This window comes from Amaricoccus macauensis (assembly GCF_049800915.1).
In the GTDB taxonomy this organism is placed as follows: domain Bacteria; phylum Pseudomonadota; class Alphaproteobacteria; order Rhodobacterales; family Rhodobacteraceae; genus Amaricoccus; species Amaricoccus macauensis_A.
Window position 1 is genome coordinate 1 of sequence record NZ_JBNAFY010000012.1, and the last position, 21,049, is coordinate 21,049.

The 21,049-nt window shown below is 65.5% G+C and carries 16 protein-coding genes and 2 pseudogenes; 5 read left to right on the plus strand and 13 right to left on the minus strand.

Going from position 1 to position 21,049, the window contains the following annotated elements:
• The first annotated feature begins 91 nt into the window (after positions 1-91).
• The 5 genes and pseudogenes from ACP15W_RS20450 to ACP15W_RS20470 form a co-directional block, all read left to right on the plus strand.
• Complete coding sequence (locus tag ACP15W_RS20450; RefSeq protein ID WP_424934706.1) at positions 92-775, plus strand: IS6 family transposase; 684 nt, start codon at positions 92-94, stop codon at positions 773-775.
• A 91-nt stretch (positions 776-866) separates the two neighbouring features.
• Positions 867-2,261 (plus strand): hypothetical protein, encoded by a 1,395-nt coding sequence (locus ACP15W_RS20455; RefSeq protein ID WP_424934735.1) that lies wholly within the window; start codon positions 867-869, stop codon positions 2,259-2,261.
• Positions 2,262-2,488: 227 nt separating this feature from the next.
• Entirely contained in the window at positions 2,489-5,491 is a 3,003-nt protein-coding gene (cas9, locus tag ACP15W_RS20460; RefSeq protein WP_424934736.1) for a type II CRISPR RNA-guided endonuclease Cas9, read from the plus strand.
• A gap of 294 nt (positions 5,492-5,785) precedes the next feature.
• Positions 5,786-5,947, plus strand: a pseudogene (locus tag ACP15W_RS20465) (IS66 family transposase); the annotation flags it as partial.
• A 2-nt stretch (positions 5,948-5,949) separates the two neighbouring features.
• A pseudogene (locus ACP15W_RS20470) lies at positions 5,950-6,057 on the plus strand (ATP-binding protein); the annotation flags it as partial.
• Between the two features lie 113 nt (positions 6,058-6,170).
• Here the strand turns inward: ACP15W_RS20470 and ACP15W_RS20475 are convergent.
• The 13 genes from ACP15W_RS20475 to ACP15W_RS20535 form a co-directional block, all read right to left on the minus strand.
• Positions 6,171-7,820 (minus strand): electron transfer flavoprotein-ubiquinone oxidoreductase, encoded by a 1,650-nt coding sequence (locus ACP15W_RS20475; protein WP_424934737.1) that lies wholly within the window; start codon positions 7,818-7,820, stop codon positions 6,171-6,173.
• 49 nt (positions 7,821-7,869) lie between these two features.
• Positions 7,870-8,796 carry an electron transfer flavoprotein subunit alpha/FixB family protein gene (locus ACP15W_RS20480; RefSeq protein ID WP_424934738.1) on the minus strand — a complete coding sequence of 309 codons (927 nt, stop codon included), beginning with the start codon at positions 8,794-8,796 and terminating at the stop codon, positions 7,870-7,872.
• Positions 8,796-9,557, minus strand: a complete 762-nt coding sequence (locus ACP15W_RS20485) for an electron transfer flavoprotein subunit beta/FixA family protein (RefSeq protein ID WP_424934739.1) — start codon at positions 9,555-9,557, stop codon at positions 8,796-8,798. The genes ACP15W_RS20480 and ACP15W_RS20485 overlap by 1 nt, the downstream gene beginning before the upstream one ends.
• Before the next feature lie 12 nt (positions 9,558-9,569).
• Positions 9,570-10,757, minus strand: coding sequence for an acyl-CoA dehydrogenase (locus ACP15W_RS20490; protein WP_424934740.1), 1,188 nt, complete (start codon positions 10,755-10,757; stop codon positions 9,570-9,572).
• A gap of 28 nt (positions 10,758-10,785) precedes the next feature.
• Positions 10,786-11,988: a 3-oxoadipyl-CoA thiolase gene (gene pcaF, locus ACP15W_RS20495; protein WP_424934741.1), complete on the minus strand. Its 1,203-nt coding sequence runs from the start codon at positions 11,986-11,988 to the stop codon at positions 10,786-10,788.
• A gap of 102 nt (positions 11,989-12,090) precedes the next feature.
• Complete coding sequence (locus tag ACP15W_RS20500; protein WP_424934742.1) at positions 12,091-13,593, minus strand: class I adenylate-forming enzyme family protein; 1,503 nt, start codon at positions 13,591-13,593, stop codon at positions 12,091-12,093.
• A 25-nt stretch (positions 13,594-13,618) separates the two neighbouring features.
• Positions 13,619-14,047: a PaaI family thioesterase gene (locus tag ACP15W_RS20505; protein ID WP_424934743.1), complete on the minus strand. Its 429-nt coding sequence runs from the start codon at positions 14,045-14,047 to the stop codon at positions 13,619-13,621.
• Positions 14,044-15,042, minus strand: a complete 999-nt coding sequence (locus tag ACP15W_RS20510; RefSeq protein WP_424934744.1) for an acyl-CoA dehydrogenase family protein — start codon at positions 15,040-15,042, stop codon at positions 14,044-14,046. The genes ACP15W_RS20505 and ACP15W_RS20510 overlap by 4 nt, the downstream gene beginning before the upstream one ends.
• A 13-nt stretch (positions 15,043-15,055) precedes the next feature.
• The gene (locus ACP15W_RS20515) at positions 15,056-16,252 is read right to left on the minus strand and encodes an acyl-CoA dehydrogenase family protein (protein WP_424934745.1); all 1,197 of its coding nucleotides are present in this window, start codon (positions 16,250-16,252) and stop codon (positions 15,056-15,058) included.
• A gap of 37 nt (positions 16,253-16,289) precedes the next feature.
• Positions 16,290-18,383 (minus strand): 3-hydroxyacyl-CoA dehydrogenase NAD-binding domain-containing protein, encoded by a 2,094-nt coding sequence (locus ACP15W_RS20520; protein ID WP_424934746.1) that lies wholly within the window; start codon positions 18,381-18,383, stop codon positions 16,290-16,292.
• Positions 18,383-19,153 (minus strand): IclR family transcriptional regulator, encoded by a 771-nt coding sequence (locus ACP15W_RS20525; RefSeq protein WP_424934747.1) that lies wholly within the window; start codon positions 19,151-19,153, stop codon positions 18,383-18,385. Before ACP15W_RS20525 ends, ACP15W_RS20520 begins: the two co-directional genes overlap by 1 nt.
• A gap of 25 nt (positions 19,154-19,178) precedes the next feature.
• Positions 19,179-20,516, minus strand: coding sequence for a TRAP transporter large permease (locus ACP15W_RS20530; RefSeq protein WP_424934748.1), 1,338 nt, complete (start codon positions 20,514-20,516; stop codon positions 19,179-19,181).
• On the minus strand, positions 20,517-21,029 hold the full coding sequence (locus ACP15W_RS20535; RefSeq protein ID WP_424934749.1) for a TRAP transporter small permease: 513 nt from the start codon (positions 21,027-21,029) through the stop codon (positions 20,517-20,519).
• Positions 21,030-21,049 lie beyond the last annotated feature (20 nt).

A 21,049-nucleotide genomic window follows, 5' to 3' on the forward strand; every position in this document is an offset into this window, starting at 1 on the left:
GGTTCTGTCGCAAACTTTTGTGGTGTCTTTCGCGCCGTCGACTGCGCGGCTATATCCGCCGCGGTGAAGGTCCGGAAAGCGCGTGGGCGGTATGATCGATTTCAAGGGCAGCCATTACCCGAGGGACGTGATCCTGTATGCCGTGTATTTCTACGTCCGCTATGCCGTCTCCTACCGCGATGTCGAGGAGATCCTGCTCGAGCGCGGGGTTCGGGCGGATCATTCCACTCTGAACCGCTGGGTGGTGAAATACGCACCCTTGGTCGCCGAAGAGGCGCAGAAGCGCAAGTCGGCCACCTGCCGGTCCTGGCGCATGGACGAGACCTATATCAAGGTGAAGGGCAAGTGGACCTATCATTACCGGGCCATCGACCGGGACGGCAAGACCCTTGATTTCATGCTCTCGGAGCGTCGTGACGAGGCCGCCGCTTCCGCCTTCTTCGCCCGAACGATCGAAGCCAACGGCTGGCCGGACAAGGTCGTCATCGACAAGAGCGGAGCGAACCTGGCGGGTCTTGAGACCATGAACATCCTGCTGATCCTGAGCGGCTGGTTCTGGCTGATCGAGGTTCTGCAGGTCAAATACCTCAACAACCTCATCGAACAGGATCACCGCTTCATCAAGAAGATCACCCGGCCGATGATGGGCTTCAAATCCTTCGCCGCGGCCCAGGCGACCCTGGCCGGGATCGAGACGGCTCACATGATCCGAAAGGGCCAGCTCGCCGCCAACGGTCAGACCGCCTTTCAGCAGTTCGTCGCTCTTGCAGGATAAGTGTGTCCAGACAAAGGCCTGCCCTCAACCACCACAAAAGTTTGCGACAGAACCCCTGCCGCCTGCTTTCGCGCCGGAATTGGCCGAGCCGGTGGACGGGAACATTTCGCCCGATACTTCCACCGCCAGCCCTTCCTCCACCGCCGCTTCGGTCGAAGGTCGGCTCCTTGGTGTTCCCGCTGGTTATCAAATCGCCCTGGATGCGGCGCCCGGCACTTGGGCCAGCAGCACGCTGACCACGCCATACGGCAGTACTTTGGTCCACGCCGTCCGCAACGAGGCAGGGCGGCACCTGGCCCTGCGCTGCGAACCCGGTACACCGCCGATCCTGATACTGGGTCCGTTCGAAGACGGCGTGCCGGGGCAAGGCGCGCAGATCGTCGTTCTGGGCAACGGCGGCATCGATGGCCGGCTGTTCCAGCAGGGCACGCAATTGATGGGGTTCAACCGTAACTTCCTGGCGGTTGGCGTCACCAATCAGCAATTCCTTGACGCTTTGCGGCGCGGCAACACGGTCGAGCTGCGTCTGGACCAAAGTGGGACCGAAGCCTTTGGGTTAAGCGGCTCATCGAGGGCCATTGAGGAAAGCAGTTGTACCGTCCCGCGCTCGGCCGCCGGGCTTTACCCTATAGGATGGGAAACCACCCGCCACGATCCGTGGCGGGTCGGGCAGGCGCAGCTTCGCAATGGGACGATTATCGATGCTCTGTTTCTGCCAATGGTTCAGGGGATGGCTCCGCATCTGGCGCTGACCTGCGACCGGCGGCTAATCTCCCAAAGCCGGGTATCTCCTTATGGCGGCATCCTCTCCGGCGAGATGGTGCTCTCGACCACTGGCGCAGAGGATGTCAGTTTTCCAATCCAGTTCGAGGCGCAAGGCCATTCGGCACAGTCCCCGGTGCTAGATGAAACCCTCCTTGATGCCATGGCACACGCTGACACCATGTCGCTGACCTTCGATGTGAATGCGGAACCCGGCACGTTCACGACGGTTGTAACCACGATGGCAGGCTTTGCCGAAGGGTTGCCTCAACTCGCTTGCCAGGCACCACCAGGAGCAGCCCTCCCGGATGGCGGGCGCGATCTGACCGGCGCGGGAGAATGGTCGGTCCTCGACATGTCCCGGCCCGGCGAAGACCCCTATCATCTGGCGGTTTTCGAGGCTGAGGGGGCTCCAACGCTGTTTTTGACCTGTCGCGGCGCACCAAGCATTGTTGGAAATTTTACATCCGGCCCATCCGGGCCGGAGCCACATCTGCGCCTCCAAATTGATGGCGACCCTTCCAGAACCATGGATGGCGTCTTCTACGTAGATCGTTATGGCATGGCGCATATGGATGAAGGGCGCGAGAGTTTCGGTTCGATGATCCTGCAAGGTTCCACCTTGCGCATCACGAACCTTAGCGAACCGAACGAGTCGTTTCTCTATCCGCTCAATGGGTTGCCTGATGCGATTGCCGCCTTGCCGCCGCCATGTCGATTTTAACGCAATCCTGCATAGTTTGACGACGGGCCTATAGAAACGGCACCGGCTCTGAGAAACCGGTGCCGTTCGATGTGGCGCGCCGGGAGGGAGGTGGCGCTTATTAACGGGTGGCCCTCAATCACCAATCGGCCGCCCAAGATGGTGATACTGCCAGAAGACTTGACGGAAATACAGAAATCGTTCGACAACTAACCGTTTTTGACAATCAATTTCCTGCCTCCGACATCATGAGTTTTCGTTTAGGTCTTTCGATTACGCCGAAGGCGATAGGCTGGTGCCTTGTCGATCTCGATGCTGCTGGCCGCGCAACCTCGATCCGCGATCTCGGGACACGGGTATTCTCGCCGAACGATGCCGCAGGACGAGACCCGGCGAATGGAGAGTCGCTTGCCGCACAACGACGCGAGGCGCGCCGACAGCGGCGGCGTCACAAGCGGCGCAGACTACGCAAACGGCAGCTGATGCGGTTGCTCATCAAGGCCGGTCTGATGCCGGCCGACGAAGGTGGGCGAAAACGACTGGAACTGCTCGATCCCTACGAGCTTCGGGCACGCGCGGTGACGGAAGCGCTCTCACCCCATGAGGTCGGCCGGGCGGTGTTCCACCTCGGCCGACGCCGGGGCTTCAAATCTGGCCGGATGGAACAACAGGACAGTCACAGCACCGCACGGCGCGAAGCCGCTGCCCGGCTGGAGACAGCGATCGAGAATACCGATGCCCCGACGCTCGGTGCTTTTCTGGCGGATCGTCACCGACACAATCAGACGAACCGGCAGGGGAAGACCATGCCGGTTCGCTTCCGTCCCCGGAGCGAGAGCGAGGGGCCGTTGTGGATGCCGCGCCGGGACATGACGGCAGCGGAGCTGGCCGCAATCTGGATGGAGCAGCGCAGGCACCGACCGGAAATTTTCACGGATTCGCTGCATGGCCGGATTCATGCCGTGCTGCTGGACCAGGCTGCGCCCGCCCGCGCGCCGGTTGGCCGATGCCGGGTCCGACCCGATGACGAGCAGGCCTCGCGTGGCCTGCCTTCGGTCGAGACCTTCGAGCTGCTGTGTCAGCTGGCATCGCTTGAGCTGGACCGTGGCACAGCCGGATACAGGCGATTGCGGGTGGACGAACGAAACTGCCTGAGAACACTGATCGAAGAGCGGCGGGGAACCGTCGGGTTCCCCGCCATGCGGAAACGGCTGGGGATCTCCGATACGTGCCGTTTCACCGCTGAGCGACAGGGGTTGCGCGGCATCGAGCCGCCGCGCCTGACGCATCGGCTGGGCGCGATCCTTGGCCCTCGCTGGCACAGTATGCCGCTGGCGACACAGAACGACCTGGCGGCTCTGCTCGTGGAAGCGGAAGACGATGAAACCCTGACCGGCCATTTGCGGGAAAGGTATGGCTGGCTCGATGAAAAGCGCTGCGCCAAACTCGCCGAGCTATCCCTGCCCGGCGGGCACAGCGCCTTCGGCCGTGCGGCCATTGACGAGCTGCTGCCCCTGCTCGAAAACCAGACAATCGAGCGAACGGACCCCGATACCGGACGGCGCTACAAAAGTCCGGTGACACTCAACGAGGCCCTGGCGCTGCGCGGATGGACGACAGACACCGATCCGGAGCGCCATAGCCGCCTGCCGCCCTATGGCGATGTAGCCGCGATCCGGGGCAGCCTGGTCAACGGGCGTGTCCGTGACCCCAGCCTGCATGTCGCGCTCGGCCAGCTCCGCCATGTGGTGAATGCACTCATCGACTTCCATGGCGCACCCGAGGGCATCGTCGTGGAAATCGACCGCGAGCTGAAGCTGAGCCGACAGGCGCTGCTCAAGCGGAGAAGCGCCGCCCGGAAGGCCAAGAAGAGCGAGGCGGCACATGAAGCGTGGCTGCGCGCGCAGGGGCTGCCGGAGAGTTGGGAACACCGGCTGATGCTCCGGCTCCATGACGAGCTGCCCGAGGGCCGAAAGCTCTGCATCTATACCGGTCGGGCGCTGGATCGTGCCAACCTGTTCGACGGCACAGTCGCAGTTGATCACATCCTGCCAATGGCGCTGACGCTTGATGACAGTCTCGCCAACAAGGTGCTGTGCTGCCGGTCTGCTTGGGCGGTAAAGCGAGGCCAGCTCGTCGTCGAGGCCTTCGGCGGCGCATCGAGCGCGATCTTCGGGGAGATCATCGCACGGGCCGATGCGCTGCTGCCGGACAAGGCATGGCGGTTTCGGCCGGATGCGCTGGAACGCCTCGGGAAATCCGGCGAACCCCTCCTGCGGCATCTGGCGGACCGCCAGCATGTCGCCCGCATGGTCCGGACCTATCTTGAGACGGTCTGCCCCTTTCCAGCGACGGTCGCTTCTACCGGACGGCTCCGCCGCTGGCTCGAACATGGCTGGGGCATCGCCGATCTGCCCGAGCGGCAGGACTGGGGTCTGCGCGAACATGCGGCTGATGCGGCCATAGCCGCCTGCCTCGACGGCGGGATATTGCAAGGGATCGCGGCCGCATTCGAGGGCGGCGCGGCGTCAACGATCCCCGAGCCTTTCTCCGGGTTCTCGGCGCAGCTCCAGGACGAGCTGGGAACCGTGATCGTCAGCCACCGGCCGGATCACGGCGTGAGCGGCGCTCTGCATCGTGAAACGGCCTTTGGTCAGGCCAATGATGAGATTGACGGCAAACGATTCAACCTCGTCACGCGGAAACCTGCCTCGTCGCTTTCTGCCAGGGACATCGCGCGTATCCGCGACCCGGCGCTGCGGGCAGAGCTTTCGGATGCGCGGGAGAAAGGCACAGCGTTGGCCGGTATCCGGCATGTGCGTGTGCTCGACCTCGGGGACACGATCACCGTCAGGCATGGTCCGGATGGGCGCTTCGAGAAGGCGTTTCAGCCCCATGGCAACCACTGCATTTCAATCTTCGAGCGACCAGATGGCCGTTGGGAGGGCAGGGCGGTGACGCTGTTCGAAGCGGCCCGACACACCGGCGAACGGAACCATGCCGAACATCGGCGACCGGTCATGCGGTTGCACAAGGGCGACATGCTGCGCCTCTCTGAAGAGGACGGCGCGGCAACCTTCTGGGTGGTGCGCAAACTCGATCCTGCAAACAATCGGGTCGGCCTGGTCGCACATCACCGCATTGGACCCTTCCCCTCCACGGCCTACCGGCAGGTATCCTACAACGGGCTGAAGGCGCTCGAAGCGGCGCTTGCCGGGATCTCGATTCTTGGGAAAACTTCGCGCGGCTGAGCCGGGAAAAAGGAACGGGCACCGACGCGATGCCAGTGCCCGTTATCCAAAATGCGGGTCAGCCGATTGGCGATGGAGGGCCAGCCGCAATCCGCCTTCTTGCTTGGAAAGCCCGACAACATAGCATAGCAGGTGGGTCTGCTGGCAAGGCTGCAAGCATACTATACTTCTATTTTCGACCGCTGATGACCGAATAGCGCCCGTCAGCCGTCAGGAAACGCTGCGACGGCATCCCGGTTGGAGGCGGCGGCACTAAGCCGCCAGCCTCTTGGCTGCGATGCGGTGATAGTCCGCATCCAGCGGATCGGGCAGGTCCTCGAGCTCGACAGCATCTTCTGCCCCTGCGGCTGCGGCGAGATGGTGAAGGTCGGTGCCGAACGCACCGAGCGGCGCGATGTCATTCCGGCACGGCTGCGCGGGCTGCCGACCGAGGCGCTGGTGGCGCACAACATGGTCTCGATGCCAAAATGACCACCGCGCTCCTCGCCCGGCTCACCCATCGCTGCCACATTCTCGAAACCGGCAACGACAGTTGCCGCTTCAAGGCCAGCGCCGAGGCAGCATGAACCAGCAAGGAGAAATGACCGGCATCGACCGCCTCCTGAGCCGGGCACGATAGACTGCAGGCGGGGCAGTTCTCGAAGGAGATCAACAGCCGGTCCTCCGATCGCTGGCTGGCTCACATGTTGGGATAGTTGGGCCCGTCGCCGCCCTGTGGGGTTGTCCAGGTGATGTTCTGGCTTGGATCCTTGATGTCGCAGGTCTTGCAGTGGACGCAGTTCTGGAAGTTGATCTGGAACCGCGGGCCCGCCTCGCCCTGGGTCACCTCGTAGACCCCGGCCGGGCAGTAGCGCTGCGCCGGTTCGTCGAATGTGGGCAGGTTGACCCGGATCGGAACCGTCGGGTCGGCCAGATGCAGGTGGCAGGGCTGGCTTTCCGCGTGGTTGGTGGCCGAGAAGGCGACGTTGGTCAGCCGGTCGAAGGACAGCACGCCATCGGGTTTCGGATAGTCGATCGGCGGGAACTCCGCCGCCCTGCCCGTGGACATCGCGTCGGTCTTGCCGTGGGCGAGCGTCCCGAGCGGGTTCCAGCCGGTCAGGCTCGCCACCCACATGTCGAAGCCGCCGAGCCCGAGCGAGGCCTTGAGCCCCCAGCGCGACCACAGCGGCTTGACGTTGCGCACGGGCCGCAGATCCTGCGCGATCGGGCCTGCGCGCACGGCCGCGTCATAGGCCGTCAGCCGGTCGCCCTGCCGGCCGGCGGCGATCGCGGCCCGGGCCGCCTCGGCCGCGGCCTTGCCCGACTGCATCGCGTTGTGGTTGCCCTTGATCCGGGCGACGTTCAGCAGGCCCGCCGAGCAGCCCAGCAGCGCGCCGCCGGGGAAGGCCAGATCGGGGATCGACTGCCAGCCGCCCTCGCTGATCGCGCGCGCCCCATAGGCCACGCGTTTGGCGCCCGCGAGCAGTTCGGCCACCATCGGGTGGTGCTTGAAGCGCTGGAACTCCATGTAGGGATAGAGGTGCGGGTTGGCGTAGTCGAGATGGACGACGAAGCCGAGGAAGACCTGGTTGTTCGCCGCGTGGTAGATAAAGGACCCGCCGCCGGCGTTCGAGCCGAGCGGCCAGCCCATGGTGTGGATCACCCGGCCCTCGCGGTGCTTCTCCGGCGCGACCTCCCAGATCTCCTTCATGCCGAGGCCGAACTTCTGCGGCTCATGGCCGTCCGAGAGGCCGTAATGGGCGATCACCTGCTTCGCGAGCGAGCCGCGCGCGCCCTCGCCCAGCAGCACATACTTGCCGCGCAGCTCCATGCCGGGCTCGTAGGCCGGGCCGGGGCTGCCGTCGGCCTCCTTACCGAACTCGCCCGCGACCACGCCCGCGACCTCGCCGCCCTCGCCAAAGACCAGTTCCGAGCAGGCCATGCCGGGGAAGATCTCGACCCCCAGTTCCTCGGCTTGCCCGGCCAGCCAGCGGCAGACATTGCCCATCGAGACGATGTAGTTGCCGTGGTTGTGCAGCAAGGGCGGCATCGGCCAGGTCGGGATCGCCCGCTGCCCGGTCTCGGTCAGCCGGAAGAAGCGGTCCTCGGTGACCGGCACCTCGAGCGGCGCGCCTTTCTCCTTCCAGTCGGGGATGAGGGCCGTCAGCCCCGAGGGATCGAGGATCGCGCCCGAGAGGATATGCGCGCCCACCTCGGAGCCCTTCTCCAGCACCACCACCGAGAGTTCGGGATCGAGCTGCTTCAGCCGGATCGCCGCCGACAGGCCCGAAGGCCCGGCGCCGACGATCACCACGTCATAGTCCATCGCCTCGCGTGCGATTTCGCTCATTGCAGCCATCCTTCCAATGCCTGTGCCAGGTGCGCCGCGCGGCCTGATTTCACAACTTCTCGGTAAGTTCTGGCAGCGCCTGGAACAGGTCTGCGACGAGGCCGTAGTCGGCGACCTGGAAGATCGGGGCTTCCTCGTCCTTGTTGATCGCCACGATGACCTTGCTGTCCTTCATCCCCGCCAGGTGCTGGATCGCGCCCGAGATGCCGACGGCCACATAAAGTTCGGGGGCCACCACCTTGCCGGTCTGGCCGACCTGCCAGTCGTTGGGGGCAAAGCCCGAGTCCACGGCGGCGCGCGAGGCGCCCACGGCGGCGCCGATCTTGTCGGCGAGTGCCTCGATCAGGTGGAAGTTCTCTTCACTGCCCACGCCGCGGCCGCCCGAGACGACGATCCCGGCCGAGGTCAGTTCGGGGCGGTCGGAGACCGCCACCTTGTCCTCGACCCATTCGCTGAGACCCGACGCGCCCGCGCCCGCGACGCTCTCGACCGGCACCGGGGCGCCTTCGCCCGCCGCCTCGAAGGTCGCGGTGCGGACCGTCAGCACCTTCACCGGATCTTTGGACCTCACTGTCTGAATGGCGTTGCCGGCATAGATCGGCCGCTCGAAGGTCTCGGCGTCGACCACCCCCGAGATGTCCGAGATCACCATCACGTCGAGCAGCGCCGCGACCCGCGGCAGGATGTTCTTGGCGTCGGTGGTGGCGGGCGCAACGATGTAGCTGTAGCCGCCCGCGAGAGAGACGATCAGATCGGCGGTCGTCTCGGCCAGCCGGTGGCCGAGGCCCGGATCCTCGGCCACCAGCACCTTCGCCACGCCGTCGATCTTCGCTGCCGCCTCACCCGCGGTGGCCGCCGAGGCGCCGGCACAGAGCACGGTGACCTCGCCCATCTGTTTTGCCGCCGTCGCGGCCTTGGCAGTGGCGTCCCACGCCAGTGCGCCATCCGTCACTTCGGCCAGAAGAAGAACCGCCATCAGAGAACCCCCGCCTCGTCCTTGAGTTTCGCAATCAGCTCGTCGACCGATCCGACCATCACCCCGGCCTTGCGCGCCGCCGGCTCGCCGGTCTTCACGATCTCCAGCCGCGGGCTGACGTCGACGCCGTAATCGGCCGGCGTCCTGGTCTCCAGCGGCTTCTTCTTCGCCTTCATGATGTTGGGCAAGCTCGCATAGCGCGGCTCGTTCAGCCGCAAGTCCGCAGTCACGATCGCCGGCAGCGTCACCTTGATGGTCTGCAGGCCGCCGTCGACCTCGCGCGTGACAACCGCGCTCTCGCCCGCGACCTTGAGTTCCGAGGCGAAAGTCGCCTGCGCCCAGCCGAGAAGGGCGGCCAGCATCTGGCCGGTCGCGTTCATGTCGTTGTCGATCGCCTGCTTGCCGCAGATGACCAGGCCCGGCGCCTCCTCGGCGACGATCTTCGCCAGCAGCTTCGCCACCGCCAGCGGTTCGATGTCGGTGTGCACATCCTCGGTCGCCTCGACCAGGATCGCCCGGTCCGCCCCCATGGCGAGCGCCGTCCGCAGCGTCTCTTGCGCCTGCTTCACCCCGATCGACACCACCACGACCTCGGACGCACCCCCCGTCTCCTTCAGACGGATCGCCTCCTCGACCGCAATCTCGTCGAACGGGTTCATCGACATCTTCACATTCGCAAGATCGACGCCGCTCCCGTCCGCCTTCACGCGGACCTTCACATTGTAGTCGATCACCCGTTTCACGGGCACAATGATCTTCATCGCAGGTCCCCCTCAGAAAAACGCCTGCAGCCCGGTCTGGGCGCGGCCGAGGATCAGGGCGTGGACGTCGTGGGCCCCCTCGTAGGTGTTCACCGTCTCGAGGTTGACCATGTGGCGGAAGACGGGGAATTCGTCCGAGATCCCGTTGCCGCCGTGCATGTCGCGGGCCATCCGGGCGATATCCAGCGCCTTGCCGCAATTATTGCGCTTGATGAGCGAGATCATCTCGGGCGCCATCTTGCCTTCCTCGAACAGCCGGCCGACGCGCAGGCAGGCCTGCAGGCCCAGCGTGATCTCGGTCTGCATGTCGGCCAGTTTCTTCTGGTAAAGCTGCATCTGCGCCAGCGGCTTGCCGAACTGCTTCCGATCAAGTCCATACTGCCGCGCCGCATGCCAGCAGGCCTCGGCCGCCCCCATCGTGCCCCAGGCAATGCCGAAGCGTGCGCGGTTGAGGCAGCCGAAGGGCCCCGCCAGCCCCTCGATCTCGGGGAACATGGCGCTTTCGGGCACCTCGACCCCGTCCATCACGATCTCGCCCGTCACCGAGGCGCGCAAGCTGAGCTTGCCCTCGATCTTGGGTGCCGACAGCCCCTTCATGCCCTTTTCCAGCACGAAGCCGCGGATCGCCCCGCCATGGGCCTCGGACTTGGCCCAGACCACGAAGACATCGGCGATGGGCGCATTGCTGATCCACATCTTCGAGCCGGTCAGCACATAGCCGCCCTCGACCTTCTTCGCGCGGGTCTTCATGCCGCCGGGGTCCGAGCCCGCATCGGGTTCGGTCAGCCCGAAACAGCCGATCCACTCGCCCGAGGCGAGCTTCGGCAGGTAGCGCTGCTTCTGCTCCTCGGAGCCGAAGGCGAAGATCGGATAGATCACCAGGCTCGACTGCACCGACATCATCGAGCGATAGCCCGAGTCGATCCGCTCGACCTCGCGCGCGACAAGGCCATAGGACACATAGCCCGCGCCGATCCCGCCATAGGCCTCGGGCAGCGTCACGCCCAGGAGGCCAAGCTCCCCCATCTCGGCAAAGATCGCCGGATCGGTGGTTTCGCTGCGGAAGGCCTCGCGCACCCGCGGCGCCAGTTTCCCCGCGGCATAGGCCCGCGCGCTGTCACGGATCATCCGCTCTTCCTCGGAAAGCTGCAGCTCCAGCAGGAACGGGTCGTCCCATTGCAAGGTGTTGGTATCTTTCATTGATGTCATCCTTCAAGAAGTTGCGGGATCAGACCCGTTCCAGCAGCAGCGCGGCACCCTGGCCGACGCCCACACACATCGTGGCCAGCGCATAGCGCCCACCCTTGCGCGACAGTTCCAGAGCGGCCGAACCGGCGAGGCGGGCCCCGCTCATTCCCAGAGGGTGGCCGAGCGCGATCGCGCCGCCATTGGGATTGACCCGCGGATCGTCATCGCCAAGACCAAGCCCGCGCGTCACCGCCAGGGCCTGGGCGGCGAAGGCCTCGTTCAGTTCGATCACATCCAGATCGTCGAGCGTGATACCCGTCAGTGCCAGGAGCTTCTGCACCGCCGGCACCGGGCCATAGCCCATCAACCGCGGCGCAACGCCGGCCGAGGCCGCGCCGACGATCCGCGCCAGCGGGGTCAGGCCCTGGGCTTTTGCCGCCGCCGCGCTGGCGACAAACAGGGCGGCCGAGCCATCGTTGACGCCTGAGGCGTTGCCTGCGGTCACCGACCCGTCGGGGCGGGTGATCGGGCGCAGTTTCGCCAGCGCCTCCAGGCTCGTCTCGCGCGGGTGTTCGTCCTGCGAAACTTCGGTGGTCTTGCCGCGACCGAGGTCGACCGTCACCGGGACGATCTCGGCGGCCAGCCGCCCATTCTTCTGCGCGGCCGCCGCCAGCGACTGCGAGCGCAGCGAGAAGGCGTCCTGGTCCTCGCGGCTGATACCGTGCTCGTCGGCAAGGTTCTGCGCCGTCTCGGGCATCGAATCGATGCCGTATTGCGCCTGCATCTTCGGGTTCACGAACCGCCAGCCGATCGTGGTGTCGAAGACCTCGTTCGACCGGCCCCAGGCCGAGGCTGCTTTCGGCATGACGAAAGGCGCCCGCGTCATGCCTTCGACACCGCCCGCGACGGCCAGTTCCATGTCGCCGGACCGGATTGCGCGCGCCGCAGCGGCGACCGCCTCCAGCCCCGACGCGCAGAGCCGGTTCACGGTGACGCCGGGCACCGTCTCGGGCAGGCCCGCCAGCAGCAGCGCCATGCGCGCCATGTTGCGGTTGTCCTCGCCCGCCTGGTTGGCGTTGCCGTACCACACCTCTTCGATCGCAGCCGGATCGAGGCCCGGATTGCGCGCAATCAGCGCGCGAAGCGGCACCGCCCCCAGATCGTCGGTCCGCACCGGCGCCAGCGCGCCGCCATAGCGGCCGATCGGGGTGCGGATGTAATCGCAGATGAATGCGTCACTCATGTCGTCCTCACGTCTTGTCCAAGTTCGTCCTGATCCGCCCTTGCCCGGGCAGACGATGATTCAGCCGGTCGCCACAGCCGCGACGATGACCGGGCGTGGGTGTCACAGGCGGTCTGCGAAAAATTCCAGAAGCTTGTTTTTCAAAACTTTTCCGGTGGGTGCGGCGGGCAGTTCCGTGGTGATGACAATGCGGGCCGGACGCTTGTACGGCGAAAGCCGATCAACGACGTGCTCCACCAGTTCGGCTTCGGTGACGTCGCTCTCATGCACGACCTGACAGAACGCCAGGACGTCTTCGTTGCCTCCCTCGACGGTGCGTCCGACCACGGCGGTCTGCACAACCTTGGGATGGTCGTTCAGCGCCGCCTCGACCTCGGGCGGATAGACATTGAAGCCACCGCGAATGATCAGTTCGCGAGACCGTCCGACGATATGAAGATTGCCGTCCTCGTCGATACGACCGAGGTCGCCCGTGCACAGGAAGCCGTCGGCATCAAAGGCGTCGCGCGTCGCCTCGGCGTTGCGAAAGTAGCCGGGCGTCACATGCGGTCCGCGTGTCAGCACCTCACCCACGCCGTCGGCGCCGACATGTCCCAAGCGAAGTTCGACATTCGGCAAGGGCCGGCCCACGCTGACATCCGGTACGCCGATGGGATTCGTCGTGAGCGTGACACCGGCCGAGGTTTCCGTCATGCCGTAGCCGTTCTGCAGCGCGATCCCATAGAACGCCTCTGCCTTGCGCTTCCATTCCGGATCCAGCGGTGCCGCGCCCGAGGAGACATAGCGCAGGCGCCCGACCGGGGCATGGTCCAGTTCGCGCTTGGCGGCTTCGGCCATGATCAGGGCGTGGATCTGGGGGACGGCCGGCAGGACCGTGACTCCCTCCAGCAACGCATCGATGACTGCCGGCGCCGAGAAGCGAGACATGAGCCACAGGGTGGCACCCGCCGAAAGGCCGCCCACGCACATCGAGGTCAGGCCGAAGACATGCGTCATGGGCAGCACTCCGAGGATCAGATCCCCCGGGCCCATGCCACGCATCAGCGCCGACATCTTCCCGCCATAGAGCAGGTTCGAATGCGACAGCATCACACCCTTGGGCGTGCCGGTCGTGCCGGTGGTGTAGAGGATCACCGCGATCTGCCCTGCGCCGTCGCGGACAGGTTCGGGGGTTGAAGACATGGCGCGCGGTGAAATGTACAGCGTGCCCAGGGGCGTCTCCCATTCAACCGCATCCGCGACTTCGGCATGGGTGCGCGCGGGGCCCGACACATTGCCCAGATAGACGACAAGCCGCGGGTCTGCATGGCTGGCGATGCGGTGAAGCTCGTGTTCGGTCATCCGTGCATTCACGGGCACCGCGATGGCGTCCAGCCGGGAGGCCGCGAGAACCAGCCCGACCTGTGCGGCCGCGTTCTCCGCCGGGATCAGCAACCGGTCGCCGGCGCGCAGGCCCCGCGCGCTCAATTCTGCACTCAGCCAGTCGACGGCCTGTCCCAGCCGCTCGTAACTGTACTCGGTGCCATCGTGGTCGCGCAGGGCGATGGCCTCCGGCTGTGCCGCCCGTTGCTGGCCGAGTAGGTCGTGGACCCGCCGTTCCGTCATGTATTTTTTCCTCCCCTGTGATCGGTCAGGCGTCGCCGCCGCCGCCGACGTCCAGCGCCGGTGCACGCTTGAAGACGCCGCTTGCTGTCGCGATGAGTGTCCCGTCGTCCTGAACGAGTTCGGCCGCGATGAATTTCAGGGCGCGGCCGCCGCCGACAATGCGCGCGGTGGCCGTCACCATGCCGGGCTTGCCGGCTGCCAGAAAATCCGTGTTCAGCGACACGGTCAGGAACGGCGTGCGCCCGCTGCTGTCCACTGTCAGGCTGGCGGTCACCCCGCAGGCATTGTCCAAGAGCGTCGCGGCGATGCCGCCGTGCAGAACGCCATGGCGGTTGGTGTGCCTTTCATCCACGATCAGGTGGCACCGTGCGCACCCGTCAGGATGACCGACGTCGATCGTGTAGCCGATCAGACGCTGCGCGCCTGTCTCGTCGATGAGAAGCCTGTCGCTCATGCCGCGGACAACGCGATGAAGCGCTCAAGATGATGATCGCTGTCGCCAAACCGGGCATCTGCAGCCAGCAGCCGGCGCACCATCGCGGCCAGTTCGTATTCCTCGGTCATGCCGATGCCGCCGTGAAGCTGCACGGTTTCCTCGGCCACGCGGCGCGCGATCTTGCCGACCAGCGACTTGGCCGCCGCGACATGGCGGTCGCGATCCGCGTCGTCCAGATGGCCGGCAAGGTTCCACACCGCCGAACGCACCTGTTCGACCTCGGTGACCAGATCCGCCATGCGATGCTGCACGGCCTGGAACGATCCGATCGGGCGGCCAAACTGCTTGCGGGTCTTCAGATACTCGGTTGTCAGCTCGGTCGCGGCTTCCATCACGCCAAGGGCATCGGCACAGACCGCCAGAATGGCCGCCGCGACGGGCCGGGCCAGAAGGTCGCTGTCGCCGATCCGGCGCGCGGGTGTCTTCACCAGCCTGACCTCGCCGGCCCGGCCGCCAGCCATCAGCGGATAGCTGGTGACGGTCAGGCCCTCGGCATCGCCATCGACCAGATACAGCCCATCGGTCGCGCTGACGACGAGATGGGTTGCTGAATCCGCCCCCGAGACCATGGACTTCTCGCCGCTGAGCAGGGAATCCCGGGCCACCGTCGCCACCGTGCCATCATAGCGCTGCCCCGGCTCGTCCAGGCCGACCGCGACCTTTATCGCGCCGACCGACGCCTGCTCGGCCAGCTCGCTCTCGCCGGCCAGCGCCAAGACGCCGGCGCCAAGCACGACCGAGTCCAGCAGCGGGGTCACGGCAAGCGCTCTGCCCAGCGTCCGGAACACCATGAGGATATCGGCGCCGGTGCCGCCGAACCCGCCATCCGCTTCCGACAGCAGCGCGGCCCCCGCGCCAAGATCCATCAGCGCCGCCGGATCCTTGTCCCGGGCAAGCGTGCGCGAGAGGCTGTCGCCCAGCATCGTCTGTTCTTCGGTAAAGGTGAATTGCATCAAACTGGCTCCTTCAAAGACCGAGGATCTGCTTGGCGATGATGCTGCGCTGCACCTCGCTGCTGCCGCCGTAGATCGACAGCTTGCGGTTGTTCAGATAGGCGCGGGTCGCCCCGGCGGCCTCTGCCGGGCCGGGCACGGTATTCTCGTTCGCGCCCTCGATGCTCTCGGAGGGGAAGGCCAGCGCCCACGGCCCGACGGCGCGCCGCGTCAGGTCGTTGATCGACTGCCGGATCTGAGTGCCCTTCAGCTTCAGCATCGAGCTTTCGGCACCCGGGACCTGCCCCGCCGCGGCCTGCGCCAGCATCCGCAGGTTGGTGGTCGCCATCGCCATCAGTTCGATCTCGACCTCGGCGATCCGGGCCGCAAAGATCGGGTTTTCGATCAGCGGCTTGCCGTTGGCGACCTGCGCGCGCGCGATCCGCTTCAGAGCCGCCAGGCCGGCGGTTGCAAAGCCCACGCCGGCGATGTTGGTGCGCTCATGGGTCAGCAGATACTTGGCGTAGGTCCAGCCCTCGTTCTCGGTGCCGACCAGGTTTTCGACCGGCACCCGGACGTCGTCAAAGAACACCTCGTTCACCTCGGGCGTGCCTTCCAGCAGCACGATCGGGCGGACCGAAATGCCGGGCGTGTTCATGTCGATCAGCAGAAAGCTGATGCCTTCCTGCGGCTTGCCGTCGGTGCGGGTGCGGACCAGGCAGAAGATCCAGTTGGCGTGCTGCCCGAGGGTGGTCCAGGTTTTCTGCCCGTTGACGATATAGTGGTCGCCGTCGCGCACCGCGGTCGTCTTGAGCGAGGCCAGGTCCGATCCCGCGCCCGGTTCGGAATAGCCCTGACACCACCAGTCCTGGCCGTTCAGGATGCGCGGCAGGAACGTGTCCTGCTGCTCCTTGCTGCCGAACTTCTGCAAGACCGGGCCAAGCATCGCGATGCCGAACGGCAGGACGCGCGGCGCAAAGGCGGTCGCGCTTTCCTCCTCAAAGATGTGGCGCTGGATCGCGGTCCAGCCGGCGCCGCCGAACTCCTTGGGCCAGTTGCCGGCCAGCCAGCCGCGTTCGTTCAGAACGGCATGCCATTCCTCGATCTCGGCCTTGGTCAGCTCCTGCTGCAGGCGGACCTTTTCGGACAGGCGCTTCGGCAGACGCTCTGCCAGAAACTGGCGGATCTCGGCACGAAACTGCTGGTCCCTGGACGAGAAGCTCATGTCCATGGTTGTTTCCTCTCTAGGTTTTCGATGTGAGCGTCGGTTACTTCCCGTCCACGTTCAGGTCCGAGAAGCTGCGCCCTTCGTTGGCAAGTCGGTCCAGGAGCGGTGACAGCTCCCAGAAATACGGATCGTCGGCGGCATAACGGCGGATGTTGGCGACGATGTGCGCCAGTCCCGCCGCGTCGGCCCAGTGCATCGGGCCGCCCTTGTATCGCGGAAAGCCATAGCCATGCAGCAGCACGGCATCGATGTCGGAGGGTTTGGCGGCGATGCCTTCGTCGAGGATCTTCGCCGCTTCGTTCACCATCGCCGCCATGTAGCGGTCGCGGATTTCCTCATCGTCAAAGCCGCGCGGCGTCAGCCCCAGGTCGCCCCGAACCTGCGCGACAAGCGGCTCGACCTCGGGATCGGGCCGGCCTTTCGGCGACTGCTCGTCATAGAGGTAATAGCCGCGCCCGGACTTGCGGCCCAGATGCCCGGCCTCGACCAGACGATCGGCAAAGACGGGGACACGTTCACGCGGGTCCCGGGTCGCCGCCTTGCGCTGGCGCGTGGCATAGCCGATGTCCAGCCCCGCCAGATCGCCGACCTGATAGGGCCCCATCGGGAATCCGAGCCCGATGATGGCGCGATCCACCTGGAACGGCGACGCACCGTCCAGCACCATGTGATCGGCCGCGGTACGATAGGCCAGCATCATGCGATTTCCGATGAACCCGTCGCAGATGCCCGAGGGCACGGCGATCTTGCCCATCGACTTTGCCAGCGCGAAAGCGGTTGCCACGACGTCCCTGGCGGTGGCGTCGGCGATGACGATTTCCAACAGCCGCATCACATTGGCGGGCGAAAAGAAGTGCAGCCCGATGACATCCCCGGGCCGGCGCGTCGCCTGGGCGATCAGGTTGACGTCCAGATACGAGGTGTTCGTCGCCAGGACCGCGCCCTCGCGGCAGACCTGGTCGAGTTGACGGAAGACCTGCTGCTTGACCTCCATGTTCTCGAACACCGCCTCGATCACCAGATCGACATCCGACAGGGCGGCATAGTCCGAGCCTGTCCGGAAGCGGTCGCGCAGCATCGCGTCGCGGTCGGCCTGCGAGAGCTTCCCGCGCCTGACCGCGCCATCCTGCATCCGGCCGATGCCCGCGGCAGCCTTGTCGGCGGCAGCCTGATCGCGTTCGATCAGGGTCACGTCGAGACCGGCGCTCAACGCCGCGGCAGCGATGCCCTGGCCCATGGTCCCGCCACCGATAATGCCGATGCGCGCAAAACTGCGGGGCCGGGCATCTGCCGGCATCTGTCCCGCGGCGCGCTCGGCAAAGAACGCGTGGATCAACGCGGCGCGTTCTGGCGTCTGCATCAGCTCCAGAAAGGCCGCGCGTTCGTGCTGCATGCCCTCGGAAAAGGGCATGGCGAGGCCCTCCACCATGGTGTCCAGCGCGCGCAGGGGCGCCACCTGGCCACGGGCCGCCGCGCCGACCCTGGCGCGCAGGGCCGCCAATGCGTCGTCGGCGATGGTCGGCGCCGGCACTTCCGAAAGACGGCGGGGCGCGCGATCGTCGTCCAGCCACCGTTGGGCTTCCTCGGTGCCGGCCGTCCGCGCATCTGCGGCGGCGGCGACGGCATCGAGAATGCCCAGATTCCGGGCTTCCCGGGCACCGATCTGGCGGCCCGACGTGATCACCTCGGCGGCCTTTTCGATGCCGATGGCGCGGGGCAGGCGCTGCGTCCCGCCGGCGCCGGGCATGAGGCCCAGGGTGACCTCGGGCAGGCCAACGCGGGTTCCTGCGAGCGCAACGCGACCGTGCGCCCCCAGGGCGACTTCCAGCCCGCCGCCGAGCACGGTTCCGTGCAGCGCCGCGATGACCGGCTTTTCGCTGGCCTCGATTGCGGCGATCACATCGGGCAGGAGCGGGGGGCGTGGCGTCTTGCCGAATTCGGAAATATCCGCGCCGGCAATGAAGGTCCGACCCTCGCAATACAGCACGGCCACCCGCGCATCATCGGCGGCAAAAGCCTCGATCGCATCGACCAGACCCTGGCGCACCGCTGCCGACAGGGCATTCACGGGCGGATTGCTGACGACAATATACCCGATCTGTCCGGCAGCCTCATAGCGTACGACGCTCATCATCAATCCTCGTAGTCAAACTTGGGCGTCTGGCCGGTCAGACGCTCCAGCGTCAGAACGGCTTCGCGAAGTTTCGGGCCGACCTCATGTTCAAATTGCGCCACCGACCCTTCGGAGATCGGTGCGCCGCAGCTGAAGACCACGGGCTCGTCCAGCTCGGCCGCGCGGAACGGCACCGACACCGAGCGGTAGGTCTTCGTCGGTGCCGAACCGCCGGGGTTCAGGATGAAGCCCCGTTCCGCCAGTTCGGCCCGTGCCTGCTGGTATTCCTCGGGCAGAAGGCGGTGGTTCCCCAGGGGCTGCAGCTTGTGGTCGATCTCGGCGAACTCGGCCGGCGACAGGGCACCGGCAAAGGCCATTGCCGTCGAGCGCTGCTGCAGCGGCAGGCGATGGCCCACTTCCATCCACCGCGAATAGACATTCGTCGGCTTCCACGTCCGCACGACGATCATCCGGTCGAAATTGCGCACGGCCAGCAGGACCAGTGTGCCGCTCTGGGTGGCCAGCTCGTTCATCAATCCCTCTGCCGGCTCGATGAACGACAGCGAGCTGGCCGCGACGTGACCGACCGCGACGAGCGAAGGCCCGGGCCGGAACCGGTCTTCCCCCTCGGCTCGGGTGAGATAGCCCAGTTCCCGCAGCGTCCATGTCAGCCTCGAGATCGTCGATTTCGGCAGGCCGCAGCGCGCGGCCAGCTCGGCATTGGTCAGACCGTTGTCCGTGGTGCGGAAGGCGCGGAGCACGGAGAGGCCGCGTGCCAGGGTCGTCGCCATGCGGGGATCATTTCGTTCCATCGTCTCACAACCCGTTCAGTATCAACGTCGAGATGATAGGAAAGGCGATCAGGAGCGCCAGCACGACAATGTCCATTGCGAGAAAACGCAGCACGCCGCTGAAGATGTCGTCCACCTTGACGCTCTGACCGGTCACGCTGCCGATGACAAAGACATTCAGGCCCACCGGCGGTGTGATCAGCCCGATTTCCAGGAGTTTGACCACAATGACCCCGAACCAGATCAGGTTCATGTCCATGTGCTCGACCAGCGGGATCACGAAGGGAAGTGTCAGCACGATGATGCCGACGGGGTCCAGGAGCATGCCGAGGAAAAGGTACAGCAGGACGATTGCGACCATCAGCATGAGCGGCGAAAGGTCCATACCCGCCACCCACCCCGCCACTGCCGCGGCCGAGCCGGTCAGCGCGACAAAGGAAACGAAGATCTTGGCGCTGGCAGCGATCAGGAAGATCGCGGCGGTCTGCACCAGGCTGTCACGCGTTGCCGACCACATCTGACGCAAAGTCAGGGTGCGCTCGAATATCCCGATCAGGGCGGTCAGCACCACGCTGACTGCAGCGGCTTCGGTTGCGGTAAAGAAACCGCCGTAAATGCCGCCGATGATCACCGCGAACAGGACCACAGCCGGCCAGGCAGCGATCGCCGCGCGCCGCCGTGCGCCCGGGGGCAAGGGCGTCGGGTCGACCGGGGCCGCTTTCGGATCGCGCGCGACCCACCAGCTGATGACCGCCACATAGCCCGCCAGTGTCAGCAGACCCGGAAGGATGCCGGCAAGGAACAGCTTGCTGATCGAAATTTCCGTGAAAATTCCGTACAGGATGAACAGGACCGAAGGCGGGATCAGCGAGCCCAGAGTACCACCCGCGGCCACCGAGCCGGTCGCAAGACGCCGGTCATAGCCAAGGCGCAGCATTTCGGGCACGCAGATCCGTCCCATGGTCGAGGCGCAGGCGACCGAAGAGCCCGAGATCGCCGAGAACCCGGCACAGCCCATCACCGACGCGATACCAACACCGCCGGGCATGCCGCGGAGCCAGACATTGGCCGAATTGTAGATCCGCGTCGTGATCCCTGCCTGATAGGCGATATTCCCAAGCGCGACGAAAAGCGGGATCATCGACAGGTCGTAGCTGTGGATCAGCTCGAAGAAGCTGTTTACCACCATCGAACTGGTCGGATTGAGCGCCCGCTCGGGCATCCAGTTGCCGCCACGTGTCGCGAAGACAAGGAACGATCCGAGACTGGCCACGCCGGCCAGGACGAAGGCGATGGGGACCCGCATCGCCAGCAGAACGATCACCAGAACGAATGCGTAGATGCTGATGCTCGAAGGATCCATCTAGATCGCCTCCTCATCGATATGGCTTTCGATCCGCACCGTGCCGGTGCGGCGCAACTCGATGAAATCTTCGACGGCAATGAGCGCCAACCGGATCGCCATCATGACCAGGCCGATCAGAAAGACCGCTTTCATCGGCCAGCGCTTGATACCCAGAATGCCGTCGTAGAATTCGCCGGACGACCAGGACGACGCCAGACTGCGATAGCTGGCGTAGATCAGCGGCACCATCGCCAGCAGGGCGAAGACCCAGCCGAAAACAATCAGCGCACCACGCAGGCCGGGCGACGCGCGGTCCGTGACGAATGTCACCGCAATATGGGCCCGGTGGGTCGTGGCCGCGGCCATCGGCAACAGAATTGTCGGGATCATCAGTTCGCGCACGATGATGACGACATCCGGCAAGGAGGTCCCGAAGACCTGCCGGGAGACGACGGCGGCCGTGATGAAAATGGCAAGCAATATCGCGGACAGCGTTGCGAATTCAAGCATGAGGCGTTCGATGGCCTTCATGGTCTCTGCTCCTCCCATGT

Coding starts and splice junctions, on each gene's coding strand:
- ACP15W_RS20450 (WP_424934706.1), top strand. CDS start 92: ATGATCGATTTCAAGGGCAGCCATTACCCGAGGGACGTGATCCTGTAT.
- cas9 (WP_424934736.1), top strand. CDS start 2,489: ATGAGTTTTCGTTTAGGTCTTTCGATTACGCCGAAGGCGATAGGCTGG.
- ACP15W_RS20475 (WP_424934737.1), bottom strand. CDS start 7,820: ATGAGCGAAATCGCACGCGAGGCGATGGACTATGACGTGGTGATCGTC.
- ACP15W_RS20480 (WP_424934738.1), bottom strand. CDS start 8,796: ATGGCGGTTCTTCTTCTGGCCGAAGTGACGGATGGCGCACTGGCGTGG.
- ACP15W_RS20485 (WP_424934739.1), bottom strand. CDS start 9,557: ATGAAGATCATTGTGCCCGTGAAACGGGTGATCGACTACAATGTGAAG.
- ACP15W_RS20490 (WP_424934740.1), bottom strand. CDS start 10,757: ATGAAAGATACCAACACCTTGCAATGGGACGACCCGTTCCTGCTGGAG.
- pcaF (WP_424934741.1), bottom strand. CDS start 11,988: ATGAGTGACGCATTCATCTGCGATTACATCCGCACCCCGATCGGCCGC.
- ACP15W_RS20500 (WP_424934742.1), bottom strand. CDS start 13,593: ATGACGGAACGGCGGGTCCACGACCTACTCGGCCAGCAACGGGCGGCA.
- ACP15W_RS20505 (WP_424934743.1), bottom strand. CDS start 14,047: ATGAGCGACAGGCTTCTCATCGACGAGACAGGCGCGCAGCGTCTGATC.
- ACP15W_RS20510 (WP_424934744.1), bottom strand. CDS start 15,042: ATGCAATTCACCTTTACCGAAGAACAGACGATGCTGGGCGACAGCCTC.
- ACP15W_RS20515 (WP_424934745.1), bottom strand. CDS start 16,252: ATGGACATGAGCTTCTCGTCCAGGGACCAGCAGTTTCGTGCCGAGATC.
- ACP15W_RS20520 (WP_424934746.1), bottom strand. CDS start 18,383: ATGATGAGCGTCGTACGCTATGAGGCTGCCGGACAGATCGGGTATATT.
- ACP15W_RS20525 (WP_424934747.1), bottom strand. CDS start 19,153: ATGGCGACGACCCTGGCACGCGGCCTCTCCGTGCTCCGCGCCTTCCGC.
- ACP15W_RS20530 (WP_424934748.1), bottom strand. CDS start 20,516: ATGGATCCTTCGAGCATCAGCATCTACGCATTCGTTCTGGTGATCGTT.
- ACP15W_RS20535 (WP_424934749.1), bottom strand. CDS start 21,029: ATGAAGGCCATCGAACGCCTCATGCTTGAATTCGCAACGCTGTCCGCG.